Source organism: Pseudomonas sp. LTGT-11-2Z, from assembly GCF_003691445.1.
Classification (GTDB): domain Bacteria; phylum Pseudomonadota; class Gammaproteobacteria; order Pseudomonadales; family Pseudomonadaceae; genus Aquipseudomonas; species Aquipseudomonas monteilii.
In genome coordinates, this window is record NZ_CP033104.1 from 4,475,922 (window position 1) to 4,500,964 (window position 25,043).

At 63.9% G+C, this 25,043-nt stretch carries 24 protein-coding genes; 16 read left to right on the forward strand and 8 right to left on the reverse strand.

The features are described 5' to 3' along the window. Nucleotides 1-48 precede the first annotated feature (48 nt). Nucleotides 49-2,565 (forward strand): fimbria/pilus outer membrane usher protein, encoded by a 2,517-nt coding sequence (locus tag D8767_RS20970; RefSeq protein ID WP_028698646.1) that lies wholly within the window; start codon nucleotides 49-51, stop codon nucleotides 2,563-2,565. Nucleotides 2,566-2,578: 13 nt separating this feature from the next. Further along, complete coding sequence (locus tag D8767_RS20975; protein ID WP_016715109.1) at nucleotides 2,579-3,661, forward strand: fimbrial protein; 1,083 nt, start codon at nucleotides 2,579-2,581, stop codon at nucleotides 3,659-3,661. A 355-nt stretch (nucleotides 3,662-4,016) separates the two neighbouring features. Here the strand turns inward: D8767_RS20975 and arsH are convergent, their stop codons facing one another. The 6 genes from arsH to D8767_RS21005 are packed head-to-tail and all read right to left on the reverse strand — an operon-like array spanning nucleotide 4,017 to nucleotide 8,289. Then, nucleotides 4,017-4,739 carry an arsenical resistance protein ArsH gene (arsH, locus tag D8767_RS20980; RefSeq protein WP_011871430.1) on the reverse strand — a complete coding sequence of 241 codons (723 nt, stop codon included), beginning with the start codon at nucleotides 4,737-4,739 and terminating at the stop codon, nucleotides 4,017-4,019. Then, the gene (arsC, locus tag D8767_RS20985) at nucleotides 4,732-5,154 is read right to left on the reverse strand and encodes an arsenate reductase (glutaredoxin) (protein ID WP_009876563.1); all 423 of its coding nucleotides are present in this window, start codon (nucleotides 5,152-5,154) and stop codon (nucleotides 4,732-4,734) included. The genes arsH and arsC overlap by 8 nt, the downstream gene beginning before the upstream one ends. Next, entirely contained in the window at nucleotides 5,151-6,383 is a 1,233-nt protein-coding gene (locus tag D8767_RS20990) for an MFS transporter (protein ID WP_009876564.1), read from the reverse strand. Before D8767_RS20990 ends, arsC begins: the two co-directional genes overlap by 4 nt. A 2-nt stretch (nucleotides 6,384-6,385) precedes the next feature. Beyond that, a complete protein-coding gene (arsB, locus tag D8767_RS20995; protein ID WP_011871431.1) occupies nucleotides 6,386-7,456 on the reverse strand; it encodes an ACR3 family arsenite efflux transporter in 1,071 nt (356 codons plus the stop codon). Between the two features lie 10 nt (nucleotides 7,457-7,466). After that, a complete protein-coding gene (locus D8767_RS21000) occupies nucleotides 7,467-7,961 on the reverse strand; it encodes an arsenate reductase ArsC (RefSeq protein WP_009876566.1) in 495 nt (164 codons plus the stop codon). Between the two features lie 4 nt (nucleotides 7,962-7,965). Beyond that, nucleotides 7,966-8,289 carry a helix-turn-helix transcriptional regulator gene (locus D8767_RS21005; RefSeq protein WP_009876567.1) on the reverse strand — a complete coding sequence of 108 codons (324 nt, stop codon included), beginning with the start codon at nucleotides 8,287-8,289 and terminating at the stop codon, nucleotides 7,966-7,968. Nucleotides 8,290-9,014: 725 nt separating this feature from the next. Here D8767_RS21005 and D8767_RS21010 point away from each other — a divergent pair. From D8767_RS21010 to D8767_RS21060, 11 genes are all read left to right on the forward strand, one after another. After that, a complete protein-coding gene (locus D8767_RS21010) occupies nucleotides 9,015-9,761 on the forward strand; it encodes a hypothetical protein (protein WP_011871432.1) in 747 nt (248 codons plus the stop codon). A 118-nt stretch (nucleotides 9,762-9,879) separates the two neighbouring features. After that, nucleotides 9,880-10,092 carry an AlpA family transcriptional regulator gene (locus D8767_RS21015; RefSeq protein ID WP_009876569.1) on the forward strand — a complete coding sequence of 71 codons (213 nt, stop codon included), beginning with the start codon at nucleotides 9,880-9,882 and terminating at the stop codon, nucleotides 10,090-10,092. Between the two features lie 42 nt (nucleotides 10,093-10,134). Next, nucleotides 10,135-11,010, forward strand: coding sequence for a ParA family protein (locus tag D8767_RS21020; RefSeq protein ID WP_011871433.1), 876 nt, complete (start codon nucleotides 10,135-10,137; stop codon nucleotides 11,008-11,010). After that, nucleotides 10,994-11,254, forward strand: a complete 261-nt coding sequence (locus tag D8767_RS21025; protein ID WP_009876571.1) for a hypothetical protein — start codon at nucleotides 10,994-10,996, stop codon at nucleotides 11,252-11,254. Before D8767_RS21020 ends, D8767_RS21025 begins: the two co-directional genes overlap by 17 nt. Further along, nucleotides 11,247-12,911, forward strand: coding sequence for a ParB family protein (locus D8767_RS21030; RefSeq protein WP_009876572.1), 1,665 nt, complete (start codon nucleotides 11,247-11,249; stop codon nucleotides 12,909-12,911). Before D8767_RS21025 ends, D8767_RS21030 begins: the two co-directional genes overlap by 8 nt. A 15-nt stretch (nucleotides 12,912-12,926) precedes the next feature. Then, nucleotides 12,927-13,487: a DUF2857 domain-containing protein gene (locus D8767_RS21035; RefSeq protein ID WP_009876573.1), complete on the forward strand. Its 561-nt coding sequence runs from the start codon at nucleotides 12,927-12,929 to the stop codon at nucleotides 13,485-13,487. A 3-nt stretch (nucleotides 13,488-13,490) separates the two neighbouring features. Continuing rightward, nucleotides 13,491-14,741 carry an STY4528 family pathogenicity island replication protein gene (locus D8767_RS21040; RefSeq protein ID WP_011871435.1) on the forward strand — a complete coding sequence of 417 codons (1,251 nt, stop codon included), beginning with the start codon at nucleotides 13,491-13,493 and terminating at the stop codon, nucleotides 14,739-14,741. 331 nt (nucleotides 14,742-15,072) lie between these two features. Continuing rightward, on the forward strand, nucleotides 15,073-15,852 hold the full coding sequence (locus D8767_RS21045; protein ID WP_011871436.1) for a PFL_4669 family integrating conjugative element protein: 780 nt from the start codon (nucleotides 15,073-15,075) through the stop codon (nucleotides 15,850-15,852). Beyond that, on the forward strand, nucleotides 15,849-16,376 hold the full coding sequence (locus tag D8767_RS21050) for a DUF3158 family protein (protein ID WP_049323458.1): 528 nt from the start codon (nucleotides 15,849-15,851) through the stop codon (nucleotides 16,374-16,376). Before D8767_RS21045 ends, D8767_RS21050 begins: the two co-directional genes overlap by 4 nt. A gap of 73 nt (nucleotides 16,377-16,449) precedes the next feature. Beyond that, on the forward strand, nucleotides 16,450-16,890 hold the full coding sequence (locus tag D8767_RS21055; protein WP_003098976.1) for a single-stranded DNA-binding protein: 441 nt from the start codon (nucleotides 16,450-16,452) through the stop codon (nucleotides 16,888-16,890). Nucleotides 16,891-17,173: 283 nt separating this feature from the next. After that, complete coding sequence (locus D8767_RS21060) at nucleotides 17,174-19,204, forward strand: DNA topoisomerase III (RefSeq protein ID WP_003116834.1); 2,031 nt, start codon at nucleotides 17,174-17,176, stop codon at nucleotides 19,202-19,204. 723 nt (nucleotides 19,205-19,927) lie between these two features. Here the strand turns inward: D8767_RS21060 and D8767_RS21065 are convergent. Further along, nucleotides 19,928-20,563 carry a cation transporter gene (locus D8767_RS21065; RefSeq protein ID WP_003098972.1) on the reverse strand — a complete coding sequence of 212 codons (636 nt, stop codon included), beginning with the start codon at nucleotides 20,561-20,563 and terminating at the stop codon, nucleotides 19,928-19,930. Between the two features lie 417 nt (nucleotides 20,564-20,980). On the opposite strand from D8767_RS21065, the gene D8767_RS29040 reads away from it, so the two are divergent. Together D8767_RS29040 and D8767_RS29755 are read left to right on the forward strand one after the other, a co-directional pair. Beyond that, a complete protein-coding gene (locus D8767_RS29040; RefSeq protein WP_023657334.1) occupies nucleotides 20,981-21,184 on the forward strand; it encodes a hypothetical protein in 204 nt (67 codons plus the stop codon). Nucleotides 21,185-21,208: 24 nt separating this feature from the next. Then, nucleotides 21,209-21,571: a DUF3703 domain-containing protein gene (locus tag D8767_RS29755; RefSeq protein WP_196495817.1), complete on the forward strand. Its 363-nt coding sequence runs from the start codon at nucleotides 21,209-21,211 to the stop codon at nucleotides 21,569-21,571. A gap of 67 nt (nucleotides 21,572-21,638) precedes the next feature. Here the strand turns inward: D8767_RS29755 and cadR are convergent, their stop codons facing one another. Next, on the reverse strand, nucleotides 21,639-22,037 hold the full coding sequence (cadR, locus tag D8767_RS21075; protein ID WP_003098965.1) for a Cd(II)/Pb(II)-responsive transcriptional regulator: 399 nt from the start codon (nucleotides 22,035-22,037) through the stop codon (nucleotides 21,639-21,641). Between the two features lie 91 nt (nucleotides 22,038-22,128). On the opposite strand from cadR, the gene D8767_RS21080 reads away from it, so the two are divergent. Next, entirely contained in the window at nucleotides 22,129-25,041 is a 2,913-nt protein-coding gene (locus D8767_RS21080; protein WP_003098961.1) for a heavy metal translocating P-type ATPase, read from the forward strand. Nucleotides 25,042-25,043: the final 2 nt, after the last annotated feature.

Genomic DNA, 25,043 nt, shown 5'->3' on the forward strand with positions numbered 1-25,043 from the left:
CACTGCCCTCACTCTTGTTTACAAGCGGCGCGAAAAAGGTGCCCATCCATGCGATTTTTCTACCTGCGCCAGCAGTTATTAGCGAGTATCCACTCATCCCTTGAGTGGCGAGCGACCCATTGCAGCATATTGTTGTTCATTGCCATACCCGCCGCACTCGCCGATGAGCAACCACTGCAATTCAACCCGAATTTCATGCACATTGCGCCCGGGCAGTCGACCGACGCCAGTGCCTCGGCGCTGCGCTCGCTGGCCGCGCAAGCCACTTTGGCCCCCGGCCGCTATCAGGTCGACGTGCTGGTCAACCTGGCATCCGCTGGCCGCCATGCCATCGATTTTCGCGAGCGTGACGACGGCAAGGGGCTGGAACCCTGCCTGACACCTTCACTGCTACGCGAACTCGGCCTGCGCGAAGAAGCACTGGAGGCGCCACTGCCCAGCGACGAGCAATGCGCGAACTTGCCGGGCCTGGTACCCGACGCTGCATTCGAACTGGACCCCGGCAAGCTGCAACTAGCGCTGTCCATTCCTCAAATCGCCCTGCGCCGTGACGTTGCCGGCAGTGTCGCACCCGAGCGCTGGGACGCCGGCATCACCGCCGCCTTCGTCAACTACCAGGCCTCGGCGCAACACTACAGCGGCAATGCCGGACCTACGCGCAGCAGCCAGGACCTGTACCTGAACAGCGGGCTGAACATTGCCGGCTGGCGCCTGCGCAGCAGCCAGAGCTGGCGCGACGACGGCCAGCAGGAACGCAGCTGGACCCACACCAACACCTACGCCCAGCATGACCTGCCGGGTAAATGGGGCACGGCAACCGTGGGCGAAACCTTCACCAACGGCGATGTGTTTCGCAGTGTGCCGTTCAAGGGCGTGCAACTGGCCACCGATATGGACATGCTGCCCGATGTGATGCAGAGCTACGCCCCGGTAATCCGTGGGGTAGCGCAAACGCGGGCCAAGCTGGAGGTGCTGCAGAACGGCTACCCGATCTACTCCACCTACGTGGCGCCCGGCCCTTATGAGATCAATGACCTGGGCGTCGGCGGCAGCAGCGGCGACCTGGAGGTGGTCCTGACCGAAGCCGATGGCCAGGTGCGCCGCTTCATCCAGCCATACTCCACGCTGAGCAACCTGCTGCGTGAAGGCGTCTGGCGCTACAACATCGCCGCTGGCCGCTACGACGGCGCCGATGACCTGGACGACCCAGCCCTATGGCAAGCCACCCTGGCACGCGGCGGCGCCTGGAGCACCACCCTGTACGGTGGCTTGCTGGGCAGCGAATACTACAATGCCGCCACCCTGGGAGCCGCCAGGGATTTCGCCGACCTCGGCGCAGTGTCGCTCGATGTTACCCAGGCACGTACAGACCTGGGCGACCAAGGCCAGGTGCAAGGGCAAAGTTACTCCGTGCGTTACGGCAAGTCGTTCCAGACCGGCACCAGCCTGCGCTTTGCCGGCTACCGCTACTCCACCGAAGGCTATCGCGAGTTCGAGGAGGCCGTGCAGCAGCGCAATGCTTCGAGCAGCTACCTGGGCAACCGCCGCAGCCGCCTGGAAAGTTCGATCTACCAAAACTTCGGCAGCAGCTCGCTGAGCCTGACCTTTTCCCAGGATGATTACTGGAACACCAGCCTGCAGCGGCGCCAGTACCAGTTTCAGTTCAATACGCAATATCGCCGCGTCAGCATCAACCTGTATGCGTCGCAGTCGCTGGACAACGACGGGCGCAACGACCGGATCATCGGCCTGGGCGTCACTGTTCCGCTGGACCTGGGCGCATCCAGCACTGCCAGCTTCGACGTACAGGAAAGCAACGGCCATTTCAGTGAACGTGCCAGCCTCAATGGCGGTTCGCAGGACAACCGGTTGAGCTACCAGGCATCGCTGGCCAACGATGAACAACAGCGCACCTCGGCGGCCATTTCGGCAGGCTACCAGACATCGAAGGTCAACCTTGGTGCCGGCTATACCGAGGGCAGCGACTACCGCAACGTATCGGTCAACGCCAGCGGGGCTGTGCTTGCCCACGCAGGCGGTATCGTGCTCGGCTCTTACCTCGGCGACACCAATGCGCTGGTTCACGTACCCGATATTGCCGGGGTGGGTGTGGACAACGCGCCTGGCGCAAAAACCAGTGACAGTGGTTACCTGCTAGCCCCGCACATGCGCCCCTACCGGATAAACCAGATTGCGCTGCAGACCGACGAATTGGGACCGGACGTGGAGATAGAAAACGGCACCACCCAAGTGGTGCCCCGTCGGGGCGCGGTGGTCTTGGCCGAGTACAAGGCGCGCCATGTCAGCCGCCTGATCCTGACCCTGCAACACCCCGACGGCAGCCCTTTGCCTTTCGGCACCCGGGTCAGCACCCCGCAAGGCGAACACCTGGCGATCGTCGGCCAGGCCGGCCAGGCGCTGGTGGCGACCGACGCACATCCGCAGACACTGCTGGCCACTTGGGGTGAGCAGGCTCAGCAACAATGCCAACTGCCGATCGACCCTTCGACCATGCAGGAAGATCAGGGTTACCGCATGCAGACCCTACGCTGCACAACGCCATGACAGGAAACACAGAATGCCCCGCAAACTTTCCACGAACCTGAGCATCGCTGCCATCCTGGGCATGTTATCGGTGACCGGCGCCGTACAGGCCGCAGACGAATGCAAGTGGGAATCGACCCCCGGGCCGATGCTGTTCAACCACAATCTCGGCGCCGCAGCATGGGTGGCCAGGGATGCCCCTGTCGGTAGCAAGATCGCCTCATGGGGCGCACAGATCATGACAGGGACAGATGGTGCCCGACTGATCTGCGACAACGACGGCCTCAGGACGTTGACCGCCAACGTCACCACGCCATTGCCCCTGGCCCCTGGCACATTCCCGCCAGTCGACGGCCATAATGTGGACGGCAAGGTGCTGCAGACCAGCATCCCCGGTGTGGGCCTGTATGTGGAGTTTGGCAGTTTTCTGAACGGCACGGCGAACAACCACTTCAAAGCGGTCGACGGAATCGGCGCCCTTCCCTTCCTGGCCGAACATAAGGAGAGGATGACCCCCAATAACCTGACCTCGAACATCCAGCGCCTCAAGTACATCGCGCTGATCAAGACCGGCACCATTACGCCGGGGCCGCAATCATTCAGCCAGGAAGTCGCCAGGGCAACCATCAGTGATGTGGGCGACGCACTTCGGCTGACCATCAATGGTCAGGTCATGCAAGCCCAGTGTACGCTCAAGGCCGACGCGGTCAGTGCCGACCCGGTGCAACTGGGCAAGCATGACATCGCCGTGTTCACCGGAGAGCACACCACCACCAACCCGGTCGATTTCTTCATCACCCTCAGCGACTGCGAGGACGACCCGGCAGGCAGCGTTGCCCGTGCGTTCATGCGCCTGGACGGTGTGGACGGATCGGTACCGATCGATCGTGACCTCGGCCTTTTCAGCCTGACTACAGACTCATCTGCCAGCGGTGTCGGCATCCAGGTGCTGCGCAGTGACAACACCCCCTTGAAACTGGAAGAGTTCCTCGACATGGCTGCTGTCACCCCAGGCACCATGCGCTTTGACCTGCGTGCACGTTATTACCAGACCGCACCGGTGGTCACCGCAGGGGAAGCGAAGGGGGCGCTGAACTTCACCATCGAGTACCGTTGAGCTGACGGCCCGGGGACCTGCCCCGGGCCTGTTTTTTTGGCCGCACAACGACAAAAACGCAAAAAGGAACCCGAAGGTTCCTTTTTGCGTTACATGTTTGGAGCGGGAAACGAGTCATGCACTAGAGCGCTAAGTCTCTGTTTCCCAATCACTTTCTTCACTGTGGTGATCAGTGAAGAACTCAATTATAGCCTTGTTTTTCGCCCTCGGCAACAAAGTTCATCCAACGACTTCCATTGAAGTCCAAGGACTGCTCTTTTCGCAGTCGCACCGCCCTACGATGCTGTCGCGATGCAATGGGGCCTCCAGTGGCCAAGGCCGTCGTGCGGCGATAGGCGAATGGAATCAGGGGTTATCAGATTACCGCCTGCTGCATGCGCTTGGTCAACGCCTCGGCGCTTTCCTTGCGCTCGCTATACCTGTCCACCAGATACGGCGACGCATCGCGCGTGAGCAGCGTGAACTTCATCAGTTCCTCCATCACGTCCACAATGCGGTCGTAGTAGGCCGACGGTTTCATGCGTCCCGCTTCATCGAATTCTTGATACGCCTTGGCGACCGAGGACTGGTTGGGGACGGTCAGCATCCGCATCCAGCGGCCCAGCACGCGCATCTGATTGACAGCATTGAAAGATTGCGAGCCGCCCGACACCTGCATCACTGCCAGCGTCTTGCCCTGAGTCGGACGCACCGCGCCGACTGACAGCGGAATCCAGTCGATCTGCGTTTTCATCAGGCCGGACATCGCGCCATGGCGCTCCGGCGAACTCCACACCATACCCTCGGCCCACTGCGCGAGTTCGCGCAGTTCCCTGACCTTGGGATGATCCTCGGTCGCGTCATCCACCAGCGGCAGGCCCGACGGGTTGAACAGCCGCGTCTCGCCGCCCAACGCCCGCAGCACGCGGGCTGCCTCTTCGGCGGCCAGTCGGCTAAACGAGCGTTCGCGCAGCGAGCCGTAGAGCAGCAGGAAGCGTGGCGCATGGGTGGAACGTTCGGGTGCCAGTAGCCGTTCCATGTCCGGCGGCTGGAGCAATGCGGCGTCGATGTTCGGCAGGTCGAGACGGGATTCAGACACGACGGCCCTCCACATCCACTACCGGCTCGCCGTCTTCCTTGTTGAACGCGCCGCGCTGCGGTTGCGGCAGGATGTCGAGCACTGTTTCCGACGGGCGGCACAGGCGCGTGCCCAGCGGCGTGACCACGATAGGTCGGTTGATGAGGATCGGATGTTGGAGCATGAAGTCGATCAATTGCTCGTCGCTCCACTTCTGATCTCCCAGGCCGAGTTCCGCATACGGCGTGCCTTTCTCGCGCAGCACCGCGCGTACCGGGATGCCCATCGCGGCGATCAGCGCCTTCAGCATGTCGCGGTCGGGCGGTGTCTTCAGATATTCGATGACAGCCGGTTCCTCGCCGCTGTTGCGAATCAGGCTGAGGACGTTGCGTGACGTGCCGCAATCGGGATTGTGGTAGATCGTGATGTGGCTCATGTCGAGGTGCCTTCGTTCGAGAGAAGCATGGATTGCTGGCGCAGATGCCTGATCACATAGCCGAACAGGATCGCGCCCGCCGCGCTGATGCCGGTCAGGGCCAGCAGCGTGCCGGGATAGCCGTTGCCGGCGGAATACAGCAGCGAGGCCACGAAGGGGCCGGCGGCCACTGCGATCTGCACGGGTGTCGCCATCGCGCCGCTGATGGCGCCATAAGCGGCCCGACCGTACAGCTCGGCGGGCAAGGCGCCTCGTACGATCGTCATGACGCCATTGCCGATGCCGTAGAGCGCGGCAAACACGACATACACCGGCAGCCACTGCTCGGAAGCAAAGAGCAGGAGCAATGACAGCGGCAGCAGACTGATGGCCGCCATGCCGACCTGGCGCGTGCTGGCCCGCTTGCCGACCGTGGCTTGCACCACACGGCCGAGTACCTGCATTGGCCCGATCAGCGCACCGACCCAGGCCGCATTTGCGGCAGAGATGCCATGTGCCTGCAAGACTGGGATCATGTGCAGCGACATCGCCGCGAACACCAGTGCATTCAGCGTCACAGCCGCCGTGACGAGATAGAACACCGGTTCGCGCATGACCGCGGTGAGATTGCGGGATCGGGTTTCCGTCCGCGCTGGGGGTGTGCCGTGTGCCGGGCCGCGTCCCTTTGGCAGGCTGGCATGGATGGGCAGGCAGATCAGCAGGTTCGCGGCCGCATAGATCAACCAGACCTCGCGCCAGCCGACGTGTTGCAACAGCGTTTGCGTCAGCGGCCAGAATACCGTGCTGGCGAAACCGCCGAACAACGTCAGGTGCGTGATCGCCCGGCGATAGTTGCTGCCATGGACCTGCGTGATGACCGCGAAGGCCGGCTGGTACAAGGTCGCGCTCATGGCCACGCCGATACCGGCCCACACGAGGTAAAGCTCCGTCGCGTTGTGTACCCGCGAGAGGCACGCGAGCATGACGGCGGCCAGCAAGGCGCCGCTTCCCATCAGCAGACGTCCACCGATGCGGTCGATGATGCTGCCGGCCGCGGTCGAAAGCAGTCCCGAGATCAGCAAGGCCACCGAATAAGCCCCGACGATGGCGGGCTTGGACAGGCCGAGTTCGTCCTGCATGGGCTGCATCAGGACGCCGTAGGCGTAGAACATCGACCCCCACGCGACGATCTGCGTCAGTCCGAGCGAGGGAATCAGCCAGCCGCGAGAGCGCGGGATGGTGTTGTCCATGATTACGCTTGGCGCTCGTACCAGCCGCGCGAGCGGTTGACCACGCGCACCACCAGCAGCATCACCGGCACCTCGATCAGCACGCCAACCACGGTGGCCAGCGCCGCGCCCGAGTGGAAGCCGAACAGACTGATGGCGGCGGCCACGGCCAGCTCGAAGAAGTTGCTCGCGCCGATCAGTGCCGAGGGGCCGGCGATGCTGTGCTTCTCGCCTACCTTGCGGTTGAGCCAGTACGCCAGCCCGGAATTGAAGAACACCTGGATCAGGATCGGCACCGCCAGCATGGCGATCACCAGCGGTTGCCGGATAATGGCCTCTCCCTGAAAGGCGAACAGTAGCACCAGCGTCAGTAGCAGCGCGGCGATCGACAGCGGGCCAATACGTTCCAGCGCCCGGTCGAACGCAACCTGACCCCGGCGCAGCAGCGCCCGGCGCCAGAGCTGCGCGAGGATGACAGGAATGACGATGTAGAGCGCGACCGACACCAGTAGCGTGGCCCATGGCACGATGATCGACGACAGGCCCAGCAGGAGGCCGACGACGGGCGCGAAGGCGAACACCATGATGGTGTCGTTCAGCGCCACCTGCGACAGCGTGAACACCGGATCGCCGCCGGTCAGCCGGCTCCACACGAACACCATCGCCGTGCAGGGCGCGGCGGCCAGCAGGATCAGCCCGGCGATGTAGCTGTCCAGCTGCCCGGCCGGCAGCCACTGTGCGAAGACATGGCGGATGAAGATCCACGCCAGCAGCGCCATCGAAAACGGCTTGACCGCCCAGTTCACAAACAGCGTGACGCCGATGCCGCGCCAGTGTCGCCTGACCTGGCCGAGTGCGCCGAAGTCCACCTTCAGCAGCATCGGCACGATCATCACCCAGATCAGCAAGCCCACCGGCAGGTTGACCTGGGCGACTTCCAGCTGGCCAATGGCCTGGAACGCGCCCGGCGCGAACTGGCCCAGCGCGATGCCGGCAACGATGCACAGCAGCACCCACAGGGTCAGATAGCGCTCGAAGCTGCTCATGGCAGATGCGGCCGGCGCGTGACCGGCCGCTTCGGTTTCTGTAGTCATCGCGCCGCCCTTACTGGCGGCCGATGTCGCGCAGCTCGCGCTGCAACGACATGGCGTCCAGGCGCTGGAGCGGCAGCGACAGGAACAGTTCAATGCGTCGGCGCAGCGTGATCGCGGCGTCGAGGAACGCTTTGCGCTGTTGCTCCTCAGTGCCCTCGACGGCTGCCGGATCAGGGACGCCCCAATGCGCCGACACCGGCTTGCCCGGCCACAGCGGGCAAGCCTCCCCAGCAGCGTTGTCGCAAACTGTAAAGATGAAGTCGAACACCGGCGCACCCGGTGCCACGAACTCGTCCCAGCTCTTGCTGCGGTAGCCGGTCGTCGGCAGGTGCAGCCGCTCCAGCGTGGCAAGTGCCAGCGGATGAACCTCGCCCTTGGGGTGACTGCCCGCCGAATAAGCGTGGAAGCGGCCCTTGCCCAGCTCGTTGAGCATGCCTTCGGCAAGGATGGAGCGGGCGGAATTACCCGTGCAAATGAACAATGCGTTGTAGATCGTGTCGGTCATGGCGTCAGCAGTCGCAGCGGGTGGATTCGGAAACCTCGCACACTCCGCCTTGGCAGCAATGCTCGGTCAGGTAGCCGATCAGGCCGTTCATGTGGTCGTATTCGGCGCGATAGATCAGGTTGCGGCCTTGCTGCTCGATGCTGACGAGGCCGGCGTGGGCCAGTTCCTTCAGATGGAAGGACAAGGTGTTGCGGGCCACGTCGAGCTGGTCGGCCAGCACGCTGGGCGTGAGTCCTTCCGGGCCGGCGACGACCAGGGCGCGGAACACACGCAGGCGCTGGGTGTGCGCCAAGGCGCTCAGGGCGGAAACGGCTTGATCTTCGTTCATGATTCGATAGTACAACAATTATTGAATTAATGGATAAGAATCAGCGGGCAAGTCATTCATGGCTTCGCGGCATACCGCCGTCGAGTTCTTGGACTATGTTCCGCGCATCACGCCCATCAAAGTCATCGCGGCAGCAAGATGCTTCTATCAAGAGCGGCGGATGCCTTCTCGCACCACGGACTAGTTCAAGGGAAGGCAGGATGCCTAGCGGGCGATAGAACTGCACTGCATCCTGATGCGATGTGACCATGTTTGGCCCACACCGCAGGCGCGTGAACGCAAAGTGCGTTGGATTGAACCAAGCAAAATGCTTCGCCGCAAGATGCTATGTCGATATATCAGGATGCCGAAACAAGCATGACATGCGCGGATTTCTCCAGGTCCCTCTGGACGTGGAGCAGCGGATGCAATCCCCTGCGCCTTGTGAAACCGTGGGGATATCAGACCATATCGAATCGGTCTTGATGTGCTTGACGCACCCCATGACGCTGGCACCGTGAGCGCAATTGTCGAGCGTGCTTCTTCCTTATTACTCGACGGACCGGCAACTGGTCAATTCTTGCATATCGAGCAAGAGAGAACCACCTGTGACGGGTGCCATGATCTCTTCCGTCCATGTTCCAGGGCATCGCCCCAGGCATCAGCCACAGGCATAACGAAAAAACAGCCCCTTGGTGGGGCAAGAAGGAGCCGGTGATGTAGCGCTTCCGAAAGGAGACGAAAACATGCACAAGGAGCCACCACTATCAAAGGTGTTCTATCGTCCCATCGAAGCTGCCATACGGTGGGCTGGGTTGTTGCGGTACGAAGCGGTGATCGTCGCATCGATCGCATCACCGCGTTGTCTGCCGCAGATGTTGGACTGCCCGCGATGGAACGAGTGTCGGCTGTACTCGGAACGCATCTACGACGGTATCCTCAACGCCGAACTACCCTTCGGCAAGAACGGGATCACACTTAATGACCCAGATCTGGTGAGTTCACTCGATCTGACCGTCCGCCATGTCGATCTGAAGCGGTGGATGCGCACCCACTATCCCGAGCATCGGCCGGGATTTCTGTTCAGTCGCGGCGAGCGCATGGTGCATCCCTTCATCACCATCGAGACAGGACAGGCAATCCTGCTGGAACGGCTGGCTCTGCAGGCCGCGCTGGACCATAGCCGACGCGAGATGCGCGAACTGCAACAGCAACACGAAGTCTTGCTAAAGCAGTCCGCCGTACTGCTGGCTCCCAAGCAGTGCGTGATCAGTGATCGGGCGGAAACTACATACCTGAACATCATCGGCGGCATGCTGACGCTGATGCTGAGCCAATCCCCATCCGGCGTGCCGTACTCCAGCTTCAAGACGCAGGAGGCCATCGTCACCGCATTGCTCGCCCACTATGGCGGCACCATGGGCATCACGGAGCGAACCTTGAACGGCAAGTTCGCCAATGCCAGGAAGAATGTCCGTAGCGCAGCCGCGTGAATTCTTCCATCTTGTATGTGCAGTCGCGGAGATTGCATTTGCAATGTTTTTCCGCAGCCATGTCTATTGAATAGAGGTCACGCCAACAAACGCTACTGAGCGTTCAGGAGTGACCGCCATGTCGCAAATACCTGTACTGCCACCGCACGAGCGCCGCATCCTGCGGCTCGATGAAGTTGAAGCGAAGTCCGGCTTCAAACGCGCCCACATCTACAACCTGATGAAGAAGCGCCAGTTTCCGCAGGCGTTGCGCCTGGGCGTGCGCGCCGTGGGCTGGGATTCGGTCGAGATCGACCAGTGGATCGCCGAACGCCTCAACAACCGGACCTGACCCGCTCCCCCTCGATTTTCCCATCGCCAAACGGAGAGCGCCATGCAGGTCGTATCCATAATTTCAACGAAAGGCGGCGTAGGCAAGACGACTACGGCCGCCAACCTCGGCGGCCTCGCCGCGGACGCGGGGCTGCGTGTGCTGCTGCTCGATCTCGACGTGCAGCCGACCTTGTCGTCCTATTACGAGCTGGCACACCGCGCTGCCGGCGGTATCTATGAGTTGCTGGCGTTCAACGAACGCGCCCTCGATCAGTTGGTGTCCCGCACCATCATCGCGGGCCTGGACCTGGTGCTCTCGAACGATCACCGGGGTGAACTGAACACGTTGCTACTGCACGCGCCAGACGGACGCCTGAGACTGCGGCACCTGCTGCCGGCGCTGGCGCCGCTTTATGACCTGGTGCTGATCGACACCCAGGGTGCACGCTCGGTGCTGTTGGAGATGGCGGTGCTCGCCTCTGACCTGGCGCTGTCGCCCGTGACCCCGGAAATTCTCGCTGCCCGCGAACTGCGACGCGGCACCATGCAGTTGCTGGAGGACATCGCGCCATACCGGCACCTCGGCATCGAACCGCCATCCCTGCACCTGCTCATCAATCGCGTCCACCCCGTGTCCGCGAATGCACGGATGATCCAGCAGGCGCTGCGCGACCTGTTCCAGGACCATGCCGGCATATGCGTGCTGGGCACCGACGTGCCGGCCATCGAGGCCTATCCGCGCGCCGCAACCCGCGGCCTGCCGGTGCATCGCGTCGAGCATCGCCAGCCGCCGGGCAGAGTTGCGCCCGCCGCGCTCGACACCATGCGCGCGCTCGCCGGCGAACTGTTCCCACAGTGGCAAGACAGATTTGCCCTCGTGTCCGGCCGTCCTCCTCGTTCCATTGAAACCGGGAGGTCACATGGCGAACGCACATGAACTGGCCCGCGGCCACAAACGGCTGCGCGCCCTGATTGAGTTTGCGGTGAGCGAAGGCTGGCACGTCAAGCGCACACGGGGCGGACACCTCAAGTTCACCAAGGCCGGCTGCGCCGCCATCTACACCAGCTCAACAGCGAGCGACTACCGGGCGGATCTCAACGCCCGTGCACAGATCCGCCGCGCCGAGCGCGAGGCCCGCATGGCCCGGGCCGTCAACGCCGAGGGATGTGGTCATGGCTGAGATGACCTCCCAGGACATGGCCGGCAAGCTGCTTGCCGCCGGGTTCGAGCGCAGTGGGCCATCGGCCACGGCCTTGAGCGACCCGATCGCCGACACGCCGATGGTCGTGACGCTGGACCAGTTGCGGCCCTACGACCACGACCCCCGCAAAAAGCGCAACTCGGCCTACGATGAAATCAAGGCCTCCATCCGAGAGCGCGGCCTGGACGCGGCGCCAGCGATCACACGCCGTCCTGGCGAGGCGCACTACATCATCCGCAACGGCGGCAACACCAGGCTGGCGATCCTGCGTGAACTCTGGGCGGAGACCAAGGACGAACGCTTCTTCCGCATATCGTGCCTGTTCCGGCCGTGGCCTGCGCGCGGAGAGATCGTCGCCCTGACCGGGCACCTCGCCGAGAACGAACTACGCGGCGGCCTCACGTTCATCGAGCGCGCCCTGGGCGTCGAGAAAGCCCGCGAGTTCTATGAGGCTGAAAGCGGCACCACCCTGAGCCAGTCCGAGCTGGCCCGCCGCCTGGCCGCCGACGGCTTCCCAGTCCAGCAGTCGCACATCAGCCGCATGGCTGACGCGGTGCGCTACCTGCTGCCCGCGATCCCGACCGTCCTATACGGGGGCCTCGGCCGCCACCAGGTCGAGCGGCTGTCGGTCATGCGCAAAGCCAGCGAACGCACGTGGGAGCACTATGCCAAAGGCCGCTCCCTGCCGCTGGACTTCGACAGCTTCTTTCTGGAGGCGCTGTCGCAATTTGATGTCCAGCCCGACGAGTTCTCGCCGCCGCGTGTGCAGGACGAGTTGATCGGTCAGATGTCCGAGCTGCTGGGCATCGACTACGACGTGCTCGCCTTGGACCTGACCGAATCCGAGAGCCGCCACCGCGCCCTGGTCAGCGACCCAACCCCGCCATCGGCGCCGCCGGCATTGCCCGAGCCTGGGGCCATCGCACGGCCGCCGATCGAACCGGCACCGCCCCCCACTACAACTGCACCTTCTGCGGGCCACTCTGCCGACGCGCCGACAAGGCCCCGGGACGATGGGGCCCCGAGCGAGGCATCCGCAGCCAGCCCTGCGGCAGCGAATGGCGGTCTGCTTGACGAGCACATCATCTCTCCGGCACCCACGACGGAGCGGCTCCAGTCCATCCAGCGCATGGTCGCCGACCAGTTGGGCGATGCGCTGCCGCCCGACTTCTCGGCCAACGTCTTGCAGTCGATTCCCGTGCAGGCCGGTGGCCTCTATCCCATCTCGGACATCTGGTATATCGACCCTGGCCTCGACACACCCGACCGCCTGCGCATCCACATCGCGCAGTTCGCGCGCGAGATCGCGGGCGAGGCCGACCTGGACGCGTGTGTCGAGGATCGTTCTGATGGCATCGGGTTCACGTGTCGTGCCCCAGCCCAGGCTTCGTCGCCGCTCGCACGCGCCGTGCTCGCACTACTGGTTTCCCTGGCCGGTCAGCAGCCAGCCGGCGTCGGCTTGGACAGCGGGCAACTCATCACAGACCTGCCAGCGCTGTTGCACGGCCAGGGTCAACGTCGTGACGGCGGGGCCCGGCGATTGAGCGACACCGCGCTGGTCAAGCTGTTTCGTCTGCTGCGGCTGGCCCGGCGCCTGCTGGATCTGGAAGCCGGCGCTGTCGGTTCTGGGATCTGAGCGAGGGAGGCCTGCATGTCCGCACCGAACCCACTCAACCAGGCCGTCATCGCGCAGGCACTCTACGACCTACGAAACGGGCAACTGCGTCGCTGCAAGGCGATGGGGTTCGGCGAGGAAGAGCTGGATGCGCTCAAGCATCCGGCGCTGATCAGCGTGCTGGCCAATGCCAACGTCTCCTGGTGCTCTGTCTCGGTGAACCGGGAAGTGCTCCGGCGATTGCTCAAACAGGCGCAGGACGTGGAGAAGGAGATCGCCACCGTCGATCGCATGCTGCGCCTGGGTGCCAGTACCGAAATGGTGAGCCGCTTCTACGGGCTGACACATCAGGAAGTCGCACTTCGGCGCGAAGTTCTCGGCCTGCCCAAACGCAAGGGGCGCCATCCGGTTCTGGACGAGGAGCAGGACACCGAGCTGTGGCGGCGCTGGAAGGTCGTGACCAGCAGCAGGAACGTCGAGCTGGAGGATGAGACCTCGGTTCTTGATGCGGCAATGGACCTCGCCGAAGGCATGGAGCTGCCGCTGTCGGTGGTCTGGGCTGCGATCAAGAACTGGATCGATCAGGGACTGGGTTGAATCATGGCCGTGGACGACGCTGCACCACGAGCACCACGCCAAGGTCCGGTCGCCCTCGCTGATCTGTTCGACAGCGCGCTGAAAGACCTTGCACCGAAACCTCGCCCACTAGCACCGGCTCCCGCCTTCGCATCCGCGACGTCTCCTGTGTCTGCAACCGGCGACGGTTTCCTGTTCAGTGGAAATCGGCACGAGAGCGTGCCGCGACGGCTGTTCCTCGACCGACGCCTGACGCCGCTGGAACGCAATGCCTGGCAAGTCTTCCGGATGATGCTCAACGAGGATGGCGTCACGGCGTTTCCGACGTATGAGCAACTTCGCCCGTGGCTCGCGTCAATGCCCTGCGCCGGACAGGCCTCCCACGAGACCGTGGCACGGGCGCTGACGCTGTTGCGCCTGACGCGCTGGTTGAGTCTCGTGCGCCGCAGGCGCGACCCCAAGACCGGGCGCATCCTCGGCAACCTCTACGTCCTGCACGATGAGCCCCTGACCCCGTTCGAGGCGATGCAGCTCGACCCGGACTACCTGCAGCTCGTCAGCCAAGCCCTGGGCCATTCGGCCAGGGCCGTTCAGGTCGTGGGCTTGCACACGCTCAATGAGATCGCCGAAGACCCGCTGCTGTCTGGCCGCATGCTGCCCTCGCGGCTGCAGGTCCTTGCCGAACGCCTCGCAAGCCAAGGCATTGGGTCGCAGGAGAGTTATCCACAGGAGGACACGGTTCACGATTCCGAAGAAGGGGCGCCGAGCCTTCTTCGGAATTCTGATCGGCCCTCTTCGGATTCCGAAGCAGGGCCAAAACACGCAGCAGACGGCGCTCTTCGGAATCCGAAACAGGACCGTACTGTACGTAGTAGTCGTATTAATGAAGTACGTACTACCGCGCGTGAGCGTGGGCAGGCGCGCGCGATGCCGGGAGTTCGTCTGCCTGATCGCTTTCTCGGCTTGAAAGATGAACAGCAGGCCGGCGCCATGGTGGCATTGCAGCAGGTCGATGCCCCGCTACGCCAGGCCGTGCTGGACGAATGGGCGGATCGCTGTCGTGGCAGCACCATCCGCAACCCGGCAGGCTACCTGTTCGGCATCATCCAACGTGCCATCCGTGGCGAGTTCAACGCATGGGCCAGGCAAGCTGGGTCAGCACCGCCACCTGCCCCTGCACGAGATGCACCGCCTGAGCCACCGCGCAATGTAGTTCCGCCCGAGGTAGCCCGGCAGCACATCGACCGGCTGCGCGACCTTCTGCGCAGTAGCTGAGCGCGACGAGCGACAAGGGCGTGAAGCAGACGCCCGTGGCCGTCAGTAGAGCTATCCCCTGGGGATAGATGTGATGCAAGGCGTAACACCGAAAGACACAGGCTGGGTGCTTCTGTCCACGGTGCTGCAGTGGCGTCCGGTTCCTGAGCGCACCCACCATCTGCGCGAGCAGCGCTCTGTGGCGTTTGATGGAGCTATCCCCTGGGGATAGCTCGCATTGCGGGCCGCCACCACCACGACAACCGGGGACCAGTTCATTTCGGTTTGTTGACTGACTGCCTTCCGCTGCATGCCGATCCTGACCGCTCCTTTTCCCAAGCGAGCGGACACCATGGCAACCAACGAACCTCTGCAACTCAATCTCGGCTCTTTGCGCAGCGCGATGTCGCTGACGCTTCACACCCACCACGCATCGCGCATCTGGCATGGCCGCGCCGCCGCCGAGGGGCGACCCGGCATCGTCGGCCTGAACGGCTACATCGCCGTGATGAACAAGATGAAGCGCGGCTCGGAACAGGATGACCCGTACAGCGACTGGTGGATGTTGCGCATCGAGGAAAAGCTCGACCAGGCCAAGACCACGTTGCAATCGCTGCGCGAGCAGGTGGACCAGGCATTGGCCGGCGTGCCAGCGGCGTTGAGCCTGGGCGAGAACCTCAACGTGCAACCGGTGAAGCTCCCCTTGTTCGTGAACGCGCAGCTCGGCTTTGCCGCGGTCTATCTCCTGGCCGACTATGACGACATCGCCCGCAAGCTGATCCTCGCCCATCACACCGCGCTGATCGATCGCTCGACATTGGAGCGGTGGCTCAACGAAGGCGCTCACACGCTGCGCAGCCTGTTCAGCCTGGCCCAGCAGTACCGCTACTCGGGATGCACCCGCGACGACTTCGCGGCCAAGAACGCCGCAGCGCGGGCGGCGCTGGAGAAGTTCGGCGACTTGCCGCAGGACGTGCTCGAAGGCGCTCGCCGCTCGAAGTTTGCGCCGCCCGTCGTGCGCCGCGGCCTGCAACAGCGCAGTGATAGCGCTGCCGCAGCCGCACCTCCCAGCGACGAAGGCACTGCCGCCGATCCGGCCGAGGCCAGCACCGGCGAGGACGAACAGGCATGAGCGACCCGAACCGCGAACCTCGCTACTTCCGTGGTCTGGAACAGCCAGCCTTCATGCGGCTGGAACACGCGGCCTCTCTAAAAGGCCTTTTAAAGCCTTTTAAAGGTAAAGGGGACTTCGAGGCCTGGGCCAGCCAGTGCTTCGCCATGCGCGACGAGTTGATTGCCCTGGCGCAGCGACAGGTGCTGCCACAGGCGTGCGGGCATCCCTTCCACCTGCTTCCCGTCGAGCTGGCCCAGCAGACCACTGGCGCAGGCACGACCTTTCTTCGCTGGCGCAAGCACGATCGATCGGCCATGGGCGTGGCGTTGTGGCAGGAGCTGATGGCGAGCCCCAGCACGCCGGTCAACCTGCTGCACGACCTGCACGAGATCGAACTGCAGCGCGTCATGCTGAACATGCAGATCAGCCTGCTGCACACCCTGGGCAGGCAAGCACAGGAATGCGCCAGCAAGGCCGCGCAGGCGGACAACACCTACCTGCGCCGGCTCGCGTCCGTTCCTGCCGCAGTGCGCGATCGGTGATTGCGCCTGCCATCCGAGCACGCGCCCGAGCCCAACGAGGCACGGGTATTTCAACCACCACGGAGATTCCAACATGAGCACACAATTCATCGGCGAGGGCAACATCGGATCGCCTCCCGAGTACCGCGAATTCCCCAATGGCAACGACGATCCTCGCCGGTTGCTCCGGCTGAACGTGTACTTCGACAACCCCGTCCCCACCAAGGGCGGCGAGTTCGAGGACCGCGGCGGCTTCTGGGCGCCGGTGGAACTCTGGCACCACGACGCCGACCGCTGGCAGCAGCTCTACCAGAAGGGCATGCGGGTGCTGGTCGTCGGCCGCATGGAGCGCGACCCCTGGACGGACAACGAAGATCAGCCGCGTGAGACTTGGCAGGTCAACGCGCGCAGTGTCGGCATCCTGCCGTACCGCATCGAGTCTGTGGCCCTCAGCCCGAAGCCACAGGAGGCAGAGCCGAAGCCCCAGGCCACCCAGGAATCGACGGCGCCGAAAGAGACCAAGCGCAGGAAGTGATCGGGCATGGAGGGCGGCTGCCGCAGTGCTTCGCCGCCCTCCATGCGCTGCGAATTATCCCCAGGGGATAGCTCCACCAACGTCCACCGAGTTCCACGCGCGCTCCCGGAAATCGCGGCTCTCGGCCCGCACACTTCCGGCCACGCACCTTCCCCGCACTCGCCATTTCATCGGCGTGAAAGCGGTCGCTGCCGCATGCGGCTTGTTTGCTGCTGCCAGGGGCTGCGCTCGGCATCCTCGATCCCAGCAACTCCATGAACAACAGGAATCGGGATGGACGGATATGCGGCTGTTCTTGTGCGAGAAGCCCTCCCAGGGCAAAGACATTGGCCGGATTCTCGGCGCCACGCAGCGCGGTGAAGGCTGCCTCAACGGTTCCGGCGTCACGGTCACCTGGTGCATCGGCCATCTCGTGGAGGCGGCGCCGCCCGAGGCCTACGACGAGCAGCTCAAACGATGGTCCGTTGAGCAGTTGCCCATCATTCCCCAGCACTGGCGGGTCGAGGTCAAACCGAAGACCGCCACGCAATTCAAGGTCGTCAAGGCGCTCTTGGCGAAGGCGACTCACCTGGTTATCGCCACCGATGCCGACCGCGAGGGCGAATTGATCGCCCGCGAGATCGTGGAGCTTTGCGGCTACCGCGGCCCCATCGAACGCCTGTGGCTGTCGGCGCTCAACGATGCGTCCATTCGGGCGGCACTGGGCAAGCTGCGGCCTTCGGCCGAGACGCTTTCGATGTACCACTCGGCGCTGGCGCGCTCCCGTGCGGATTGGCTCGTGGGCATGAACCTGAGCCGGCTGTTCACGGTGCTGGGGCGACAGGCGGGTTACGACGGCGTGCTGTCGGTCGGCCGCGTACAGACCCCGACGCTCAAGCTCGTTGTGGACCGCGACCGCGAGATCGCGCGCTTCGTGTCCGTACCATACTGGGCCATCGCCGTGTCCCTGTTCGCAGGCGGTTCGACTTTCGCCGCGCAATGGGTTCCACCCGATGCGTGCACCGACGACGCAGGCCGCTGCCTGCGGCAGCCGGTCGCACAGCAGACCATGCAGCAGATCCGCGCTGCGGGCAGTGCCCACGTCGTGTCGGTGGAGACTGAGCGTGTCCGCGAAGGCCCGCCGCTGCCGTTCGACCTGGGCACCTTGCAGGAAGTGTGTTCCAAGCAGCTTGGGCTGGACGTGCAGGAAACCTTGGAGATTGCCCAAGCCCTGTACGAGACGCACAAGGCCACGACGTACCCCCGCTCGGACTCCGGCTACCTGCCCGAGAGCATGTTTGCCGAAGTGCCCACCGTTCTCGACAGCCTGCTCAAGACCGATCCCTCGCTGCGCTCGATCATGGGCCAGCTCGACCGCTCGCAGCGCTCGCGCGCCTGGAACGATGGCAAGGTCACGGCGCACCACGGCATCATCCCGACGCTCGAACCGGCGAAGCTCTCCGCCATGAGCGAGAAGGAACTGGCCGTGTACAGGCTCATCCGGTCGCATTACCTGGCGCAGTTCCTCCCTCACCACGAGTTCGACCGCACTGTGGCCAAGTTTTCGTGCGGGGGGCAGAACCTGGCGGCCACGGGCAAGCAGGTTGTCATCCCGGGTTGGCGCCAGGTGCTCGCCGAGCCGCAGGCCGAAGACGGTGATGGCGAGGGCGATACTGCGGTCCGCGCCCAGGTGCTGCCCGCGCTGCCGAAACTGTATGAGGGCCTGGCATGCCAGGTGGCCGACGTCGATCTCAAGGCACTCAAGACGCTGCCGCCCAAACCGTACACGCAAGGCGAGTTGGTCAAGTCCATGAAAGGCGTCGCCAAGCTGGTGTCCGATCCCCGCCTGAAGCAGAAGCTCAAGGATACGGTTGGCATCGGCACCGAAGCGACGCGGGCCAACATCATCGGCGGCCTGATCGCTCGCGGCTACCTCGTGAAGAAGGGGCGCGCCATCCGCGCCTCGGATGCGGCTTTCACTTTGATCGATGCCGTGCCTGCGGCGATTGCCGACCCTGGCACCACCGCCGTCTGGGAACAGGCGCTCGACATGATCGAGGCCGGACAGCTCACCCTGGACGTGTTCATCGGCAAGCAGGCCGCGTGGATTTCGCAGTTGATTGCGCAGTACGGCAGCGCCTCCCTGTCCATCAAGGTTCCCCAAGGGCCGGCATGCCCGCAGTGCGGCGCACCCACGCGCCAGCGCAGCGGCAAGAGCGGCCCGTTCTGGTCGTGCAGCCGCTACCCGGACTGCAAAGGCACGCTGCCAGTCGAATCCGGCAGCTCCAAGCGCGGCGCCTCGCGCCCGCGCCGTAGCGGCCGCAAAGGCTCCTGACCGCCCCCGTTCCCCGTGAGCCGTGCCCGCCTTCGGCGGCGTGGCCCCTGTCCCGCACTCCGCCGCATGCCCTGCGGGACGCCCAGCGCGCAACGCCTTCTTGATCCGTGTGCGCGTCCCGCCCAGCCGTCCCCGGCCGCGGGACCTGAAGGTAGCTTCTCTGCGAGCCGCACCACGCGCGTTCTGTTGATCTGCGTTTCTTCCGCCCTCTGCGAAGGGTCTCCCGGTGGCTTGCCAGGCTGCACGAGCCACCGGGAGACCCTTCGTGGTCAGCGGTAATCGGTGCCGGTGCCCGCCGGTGCAAAAACGGGCTCCCTTTGTGCGCGGATGTGCGCCAGACGATGCCGGCCCCAGCCACGACATGGGCCGGGTGTGATTGCTTGATGAGCAGACGGTTCTAGCGACGACCGGGCCTGCCAATCAGCCCACGGGTGGTTCCTCTTTTCTCCCGAGCCGAAGGCCGTTGGGCCTTCGGCGCCATTCTCCTGCCCATCAACGTCCCGGCCCGGCCATTGGCCTGGGCCACACGAACAGGAGAGACGACATGCACCCTCAACCTTGCGCACCGCTGCTGTACGGCAGACGGAGGTCGAGAACGGCATGCCCGCCTATCGCGCGGCCATCGCCAATGGTACGCTCGGCTGCAGCCGAGGCCGTAGCCCAAAGGCTGGACTACCTCTTTTGCAGAGGTAAACCTCGGGATGAACTGGGCGAAAACATGCCTTATGTGCCCGCCTTACGGCGAGCTGTTTCCGATGCTTCGCGCAGGATTTCCCGCCCCCCATTCGCTGCGATTGCGGCCACGATGACGCCCAGCACCAGATCCGGGATGTTCGACCCGAACCCCATCACCAGCACCCCGGACAGCACAATCGCACCATTGACGATGGAGTCGTTGCTGGTAAAGATCGCTGACGCCTTGAAGTTCACATCTTCCCCGCGATGGCGGCGCAGTAGTCTGAGGCACACTAGGTTCAAAGCCGCGTTCAGCGCGGCCATGGCCATCATGGCTGGGCCGACAGGCTCTTCCCCTCCAGCGAAGCGGCGTAGGACTTCCAACAGCAGCAGCGCGGCCAGGCCGATTAGCAAGAAACCCGACAAGCGGGCCGCGCCCACCTTGACCGTTGCCGCACGACCGACGGCATACAGGCTAACCGCATAGACCGACGCATCGGCGAGGTTGTCCAACCCGGCGCCCATCAGCGCCGTAGAGCCAGCCCAGATGCCAAGGGCAATGCCGGCGGCGGACTGCGTCAGGTTGATCAGCAACACAGTCAGAAGAATCTTTCGGTCCTTCGCATCGCTCGCATCTAGGCGGCCCAACTCGTCGTTTTCGTGATTTCTGTGGTTTTCAGCCATGCATTGTTCCTTCCAAATCGATGGATGCTGAAGCCTGTAGCGGCTGGAGAGTCAAGGCGCAGATGCAACGAACTTGCCACAGGGTCTTCCCGGACGCCCTTGACTCTACCGTAGCTAGAAGGTTTTCCAATCCAGTCAGAGCTTTAGGACAGAACAGATGAGCACCAATGCGCCCCCTTCATTGCGACTGTCATCCGGTATGGCTGCTATCCACTGATCCGTGGCGCCACTGCGGTTGTGCTCTTCGGCGAGCTCGCGACCGGCCGGCCGTCTTTTCCGACGGAGCTACTCACAGTGATCGTCGCGCTCGCTTGTGCCGCCTTGCTAGAGGGCGGGCGGCCTTTCCACTCCCCGTTGAGCCAGTAGCGGCGTTCCAAGCTGTGGTTGGCCGTCGGCGCATGGCTCGGCTTCTTGGTCGTGCATCTGGCCTTCCAGCACTCCAATCTGGGATACCGGGTCGGGCCGTTGGGATTGTTGATCGGGGTGGCTGAAGCCCATCGCTGGCATCACAAGCGTGAGCACGAAGACGCCCAAGTCAACTACGGCGATTTCTGGATGCCCGGGGGCCACTTGTTCAGCGCTTTCCGGTCGCAAAAGCACACGCTGGGCGCCAAAGAGTGACACTCAAGAAAGATGGACTTTCCAATGGACTACGGCCCGCAGCTTGTCTATCCCTTCCGGAGCCGGCCAGCAGCGGCAAACGCTTGCGCTGCTGGCTATACGATCTTGCCCACGTCGCATTCTTGCGCGAGTCGGGCCTTGCGGCTTCTTGCGAAGCGATCGCGAGTTGCGTGGCGTGCCCATGAGTCGGGCCGCGTCGTGGCGCACTGCTACCTTGGCCTGCACCTGCACCTGCGCAGCCACGCCGCGATGCTCGGTCTGGCCTGGAGAACCCGTAAGGTGGCGGAGATTGCGGCGCGCAGGTCGTCCGGCTCGCGCTGGCTCCTGTGGGCCACGCCCTCGGTCGCACGCCGTCTCAAAACGTCAGAATCGCGCGCTTTCGCATGATGGAGCGCGGCACGTGGCTCTCAGAACTGGACCCGATCACTTCCAGCACCGATGACACGCTCGAGCTTCAGGCGGGCTCGGCCAAGCTGTTGAGAATGCCGCACTCGCGCGAGGTTCGGGCGCTATCGCAGGAGCGTCGCAGATCCATTAACTCGCGCTCCAAGGCGCGCAATTCCTTCATCTTGGTCCGCACTTGCGCGATATGAGCGTCGACCAGCGCGTTCACCTCGCCGCAGCCCAACTCTGGCCGATCCCGTAAGTTCAGCAGTTGACGGATCTCATCCAGCGTCATGTCCTTCGCCCGGCAGCGGCGGATGAACAGCAAGCGCTGCAAATGGACTTCGTCATAGAGCCTGAAGTTGCCCTCGCTACGTGCAGGCTCGGGCAGCAAGCCTTCTGACTCGTAAAAGCGCACGGTCTGCACCAAGCAATCTGCCTTCTTGCCCAGTTCACCGATCCGCATCATGGTTGCTTCCTATAAAAAACTTGACTCTATATCTACTAGAGGTTTTCTAATGATGGCATCCGGGGAAAACCTTGTCAATGAAGAGCGATCTATGAACAAAGAACCTTCCAGCCCATGCGCCTGCTCCGGCGGCAATGGCCAACAGACGGCGTGCGCCAGTGAGCAGGCCAGCACTGAAACCACCGTTTTCCACGTGAGCAACATGGATTGCCGCAATGAGGAAGCACTGGTGCGGCGAACGCTGGAGGGCATGCCCGGTGTCGAGCGGCTCCTGTTCGATCTTCCGCAGCGTTTGTTGACCATTTCGCACCGCGAAGTCTCGGCCGATGCCTTGGAGCAAGCGCTGAATTCGGTGGGCATGAAGGCTCAGGCTGTCCGAGACGCCGCCGTGTCGACCACCTACCGCATCGAGAACATGGACTGCCCGAGCGAGGAGAAACTCATCCGCTCGCACCTCGGGGCAGTCGAGGGAATTCAGGACCTCGACTTCGACCTCGCTGAGCGCACCCTGTCGGTGAAACACCTCGCTCAGGCACGCGCGCAGATGGAGCAGGTCCTGGCCTCGATCGGCATGCGCGCCAAGGAGCAGACCTTCGGCCACACGGGGCCGATCGAAGCCGCGGCTGTGATCCCATCCTCGGCCCTGCAGCAGCAACCAACCGCTGCCGTTTCCGCGCCGCCGATCGGCGAGCGGGTGACGTACCGGATCGAGAACATGGATTGCCCGACGGAAGAAGCGCTGATCCGCGACCGGCTGGGCAAGCTGCCGGGTGTGACCGCGCTCGACTTCAATCTGATGCAGCGTGTGCTGGGAGTCCAGCACACGCTGGCGACCTCAGCGCCGATCGAGAAGGCGCTTGCTTCCATTGGAATGCAGGCTGCGCGGCAGGACATGCAGACAGCCACCACGGTACTTCGCATCGCGAAGATGGACTGTCCGACCGAGGAAAGTCTGATCCGCGGCAAGCTGCAAGGCATGCCGGGCGTGCAGGGAATGGATTTCAACCTGATGCAGCGCACGCTCACGGTTCGGCACACACCCGACGCGATCAAGCCGGCAGTCGAAGCCATCGAATCGCTGGGCATGGAAGCCGAGGTCCAGAGGACTGATGAGCCGCGCGATGCCCCGGTGGCCGCGCACAAGACCAATTGGTGGCCGATGGCGGTTTCGGGCGTTGCGGCGGTGGCCGCCGAAGGCGTGTACTGGGTCAACGACGGCAATCATTGGGCCGTGATCGTGCTGGCACTGGTTTCGATCTTCACCGGCGGCCTCAGCACCTACAAGAAGGGCTGGATCGCGCTGAAGAACCTCAACCTGAACATGAACGCCCTGATGGCCATCGCGGTCACCGGCGGCATGGCGATCGGCCACTGGCCGGAGGCCGCCATGGTCATGTTCCTGTTCGCGTTGGCGGAAGTGATCGAGGCGAAGTCGCTGGACCGCGCCCGCAACGCCATTCGGGGGCTGATGGACTTGGCGCCCGAGACCGCGACCGTGCGGCAGGCCGATGGCTCATGGACAGAGCTGCCGGCCAAGGAGGTCGCAAAGGGCGCGGTGGTCCGCGTGCGTCCTGGCGAGCGCATCGCACTGGACGGCCTGATCACCTCGGGTCGATCGGCCATCAACCAGGCGCCCATCACCGGCGAGAGCCTGCCCGTCGAGAAGGCCGAAGGTGACCAGGTCTTCGCCGGAACCATCAATGAGACCGGCTCTTTCGAATACAAGGTGACCGCAGGCGCCAGCGACTCGACGCTCGCGCGCATCATCCATGCCGTGGAGTCCGCGCAGGGCAGCCGTGCGCCCACGCAGCGCTTCGTCGACCAGTTCGCCCGCGTCTACACGCCGGCGGTGTTCGCGGTGTCCGTGCTGGTTGCCGTCGTGCCGCCGCTCGCCTTCGGCGGCGCATGGTTTGACTGGGTCTACAAGGCCCTGGTACTGCTGGTGATCGCCTGCCCCTGCGCTCTGGTCATCTCCACGCCGGTCACCATCGTCAGCGGCTTGGCCGCTGCCGCCCGACGCGGCATCCTGATCAAGGGTGGCGTCTACCTGGAGGGCGGGCGCAAGCTCAAGGCGTTGGCCCTGGACAAGACCGGCACACTCACACATGGCAAGCCCGAGCAGACCGACTTCGTGCCGCTGATCGGCGAGGCGCAGGAAGTTGCCGCCTGGGCCGCAAGCCTCGCGGCACGCTCGGACCATCCTGTGTCTCAGGCCATCGCCCGCAAGGCGAACCGTGACGGCATCGCGCTGCACGAGGTCGACGACTTCGCGGCGCTGCCTGGCCGCGGCGTGCGCGGCCGCGTCGCCGGGCGCATGTTGCACATGGGCAACCACAGGCTCGCCCAGGAGCTGGGCCTGAGCGAAGCGACGCTCCAGGCTCGGCTGGAGACCCTGGAGCGCCAAGGCAAGACAGCGATCCTGCTGATGGACGATGCGACCGTGCTCGGCATTTTTGCAGTGGCCGACACCGTGAAGGAAACCAGCCGTGAGGCGGTGGCCGACCTGCAGGCGCTGGGTGTGCGCACGCTGATGCTGACGGGGGACAACCAGCACACGGCCGCGGCCATCGCTGCCCAGGTCGGAATCTCTGAAGCCCGTGGTGACCAACTGCCCGAAGACAAGCTCAAGACCATCGAAAGCCTGGTCGGCGGCGAGGGCCAGGTGGGCATGGTGGGCGACGGCATCAACGATTCGCCCGCGCTCGCCCGTGCCGACATCGGCTTCGCCATGGGCGCGGCCGGCACCGACACCGCGATCGAAACAGCCGACGTCGCCCTGATGGACGACGACCTGCGCAAGATCCCCGCCTTCATCCGGCTGTCGCGTAGCACTGCGGCGATCCTCACGCAGAACATCGTTCTGGCCCTTGGCATCAAGGCGGTGTTCCTTGCGTTGACGTTCACAGGGCATGCCACCATGTGGATGGCTGTGTTCGCTGACATGGGGGCAAGTCTTTTGGTTGTCGTCAATGGGCTGCGCCTCCTGAAGTTCAAGGCGGCATGAAC

What these genes read in the sequence shown, in the direction of transcription:
- D8767_RS21050 (WP_049323458.1), top strand. Translation starts at nt 15,849, where the DNA reads ATGAGCGACCCGAACCGCGAACCTCGCTACTTCCGTGGTCTGGAACAG.
- arsC (WP_009876563.1), bottom strand. Translation starts at nt 5,154, where the DNA reads ATGAGCCACATCACGATCTACCACAATCCCGATTGCGGCACGTCACGC.
- D8767_RS29755 (WP_196495817.1), top strand. Translation starts at nt 21,209, where the DNA reads ATGGACTACGGCCCGCAGCTTGTCTATCCCTTCCGGAGCCGGCCAGCA.
- D8767_RS21010 (WP_011871432.1), top strand. Translation starts at nt 9,015, where the DNA reads ATGCACAAGGAGCCACCACTATCAAAGGTGTTCTATCGTCCCATCGAA.
- D8767_RS21040 (WP_011871435.1), top strand. Translation starts at nt 13,491, where the DNA reads ATGGCCGTGGACGACGCTGCACCACGAGCACCACGCCAAGGTCCGGTC.
- D8767_RS21005 (WP_009876567.1), bottom strand. Translation starts at nt 8,289, where the DNA reads ATGAACGAAGATCAAGCCGTTTCCGCCCTGAGCGCCTTGGCGCACACC.
- arsB (WP_011871431.1), bottom strand. Translation starts at nt 7,456, where the DNA reads ATGACTACAGAAACCGAAGCGGCCGGTCACGCGCCGGCCGCATCTGCC.
- D8767_RS21030 (WP_009876572.1), top strand. Translation starts at nt 11,247, where the DNA reads ATGGCTGAGATGACCTCCCAGGACATGGCCGGCAAGCTGCTTGCCGCC.
- D8767_RS21035 (WP_009876573.1), top strand. Translation starts at nt 12,927, where the DNA reads ATGTCCGCACCGAACCCACTCAACCAGGCCGTCATCGCGCAGGCACTC.
- cadR (WP_003098965.1), bottom strand. Translation starts at nt 22,037, where the DNA reads ATGATGCGGATCGGTGAACTGGGCAAGAAGGCAGATTGCTTGGTGCAG.
- D8767_RS20970 (WP_028698646.1), top strand. Translation starts at nt 49, where the DNA reads ATGCGATTTTTCTACCTGCGCCAGCAGTTATTAGCGAGTATCCACTCA.
- D8767_RS20975 (WP_016715109.1), top strand. Translation starts at nt 2,579, where the DNA reads ATGCCCCGCAAACTTTCCACGAACCTGAGCATCGCTGCCATCCTGGGC.
- D8767_RS21065 (WP_003098972.1), bottom strand. Translation starts at nt 20,563, where the DNA reads ATGGCTGAAAACCACAGAAATCACGAAAACGACGAGTTGGGCCGCCTA.
- D8767_RS21045 (WP_011871436.1), top strand. Translation starts at nt 15,073, where the DNA reads ATGGCAACCAACGAACCTCTGCAACTCAATCTCGGCTCTTTGCGCAGC.
- D8767_RS21025 (WP_009876571.1), top strand. Translation starts at nt 10,994, where the DNA reads ATGGCGAACGCACATGAACTGGCCCGCGGCCACAAACGGCTGCGCGCC.
- D8767_RS21015 (WP_009876569.1), top strand. Translation starts at nt 9,880, where the DNA reads ATGTCGCAAATACCTGTACTGCCACCGCACGAGCGCCGCATCCTGCGG.
- D8767_RS21055 (WP_003098976.1), top strand. Translation starts at nt 16,450, where the DNA reads ATGAGCACACAATTCATCGGCGAGGGCAACATCGGATCGCCTCCCGAG.
- D8767_RS21060 (WP_003116834.1), top strand. Translation starts at nt 17,174, where the DNA reads ATGCGGCTGTTCTTGTGCGAGAAGCCCTCCCAGGGCAAAGACATTGGC.
- D8767_RS21080 (WP_003098961.1), top strand. Translation starts at nt 22,129, where the DNA reads ATGAACAAAGAACCTTCCAGCCCATGCGCCTGCTCCGGCGGCAATGGC.
- D8767_RS21000 (WP_009876566.1), bottom strand. Translation starts at nt 7,961, where the DNA reads ATGACCGACACGATCTACAACGCATTGTTCATTTGCACGGGTAATTCC.
- D8767_RS20990 (WP_009876564.1), bottom strand. Translation starts at nt 6,383, where the DNA reads ATGGACAACACCATCCCGCGCTCTCGCGGCTGGCTGATTCCCTCGCTC.
- D8767_RS21020 (WP_011871433.1), top strand. Translation starts at nt 10,135, where the DNA reads ATGCAGGTCGTATCCATAATTTCAACGAAAGGCGGCGTAGGCAAGACG.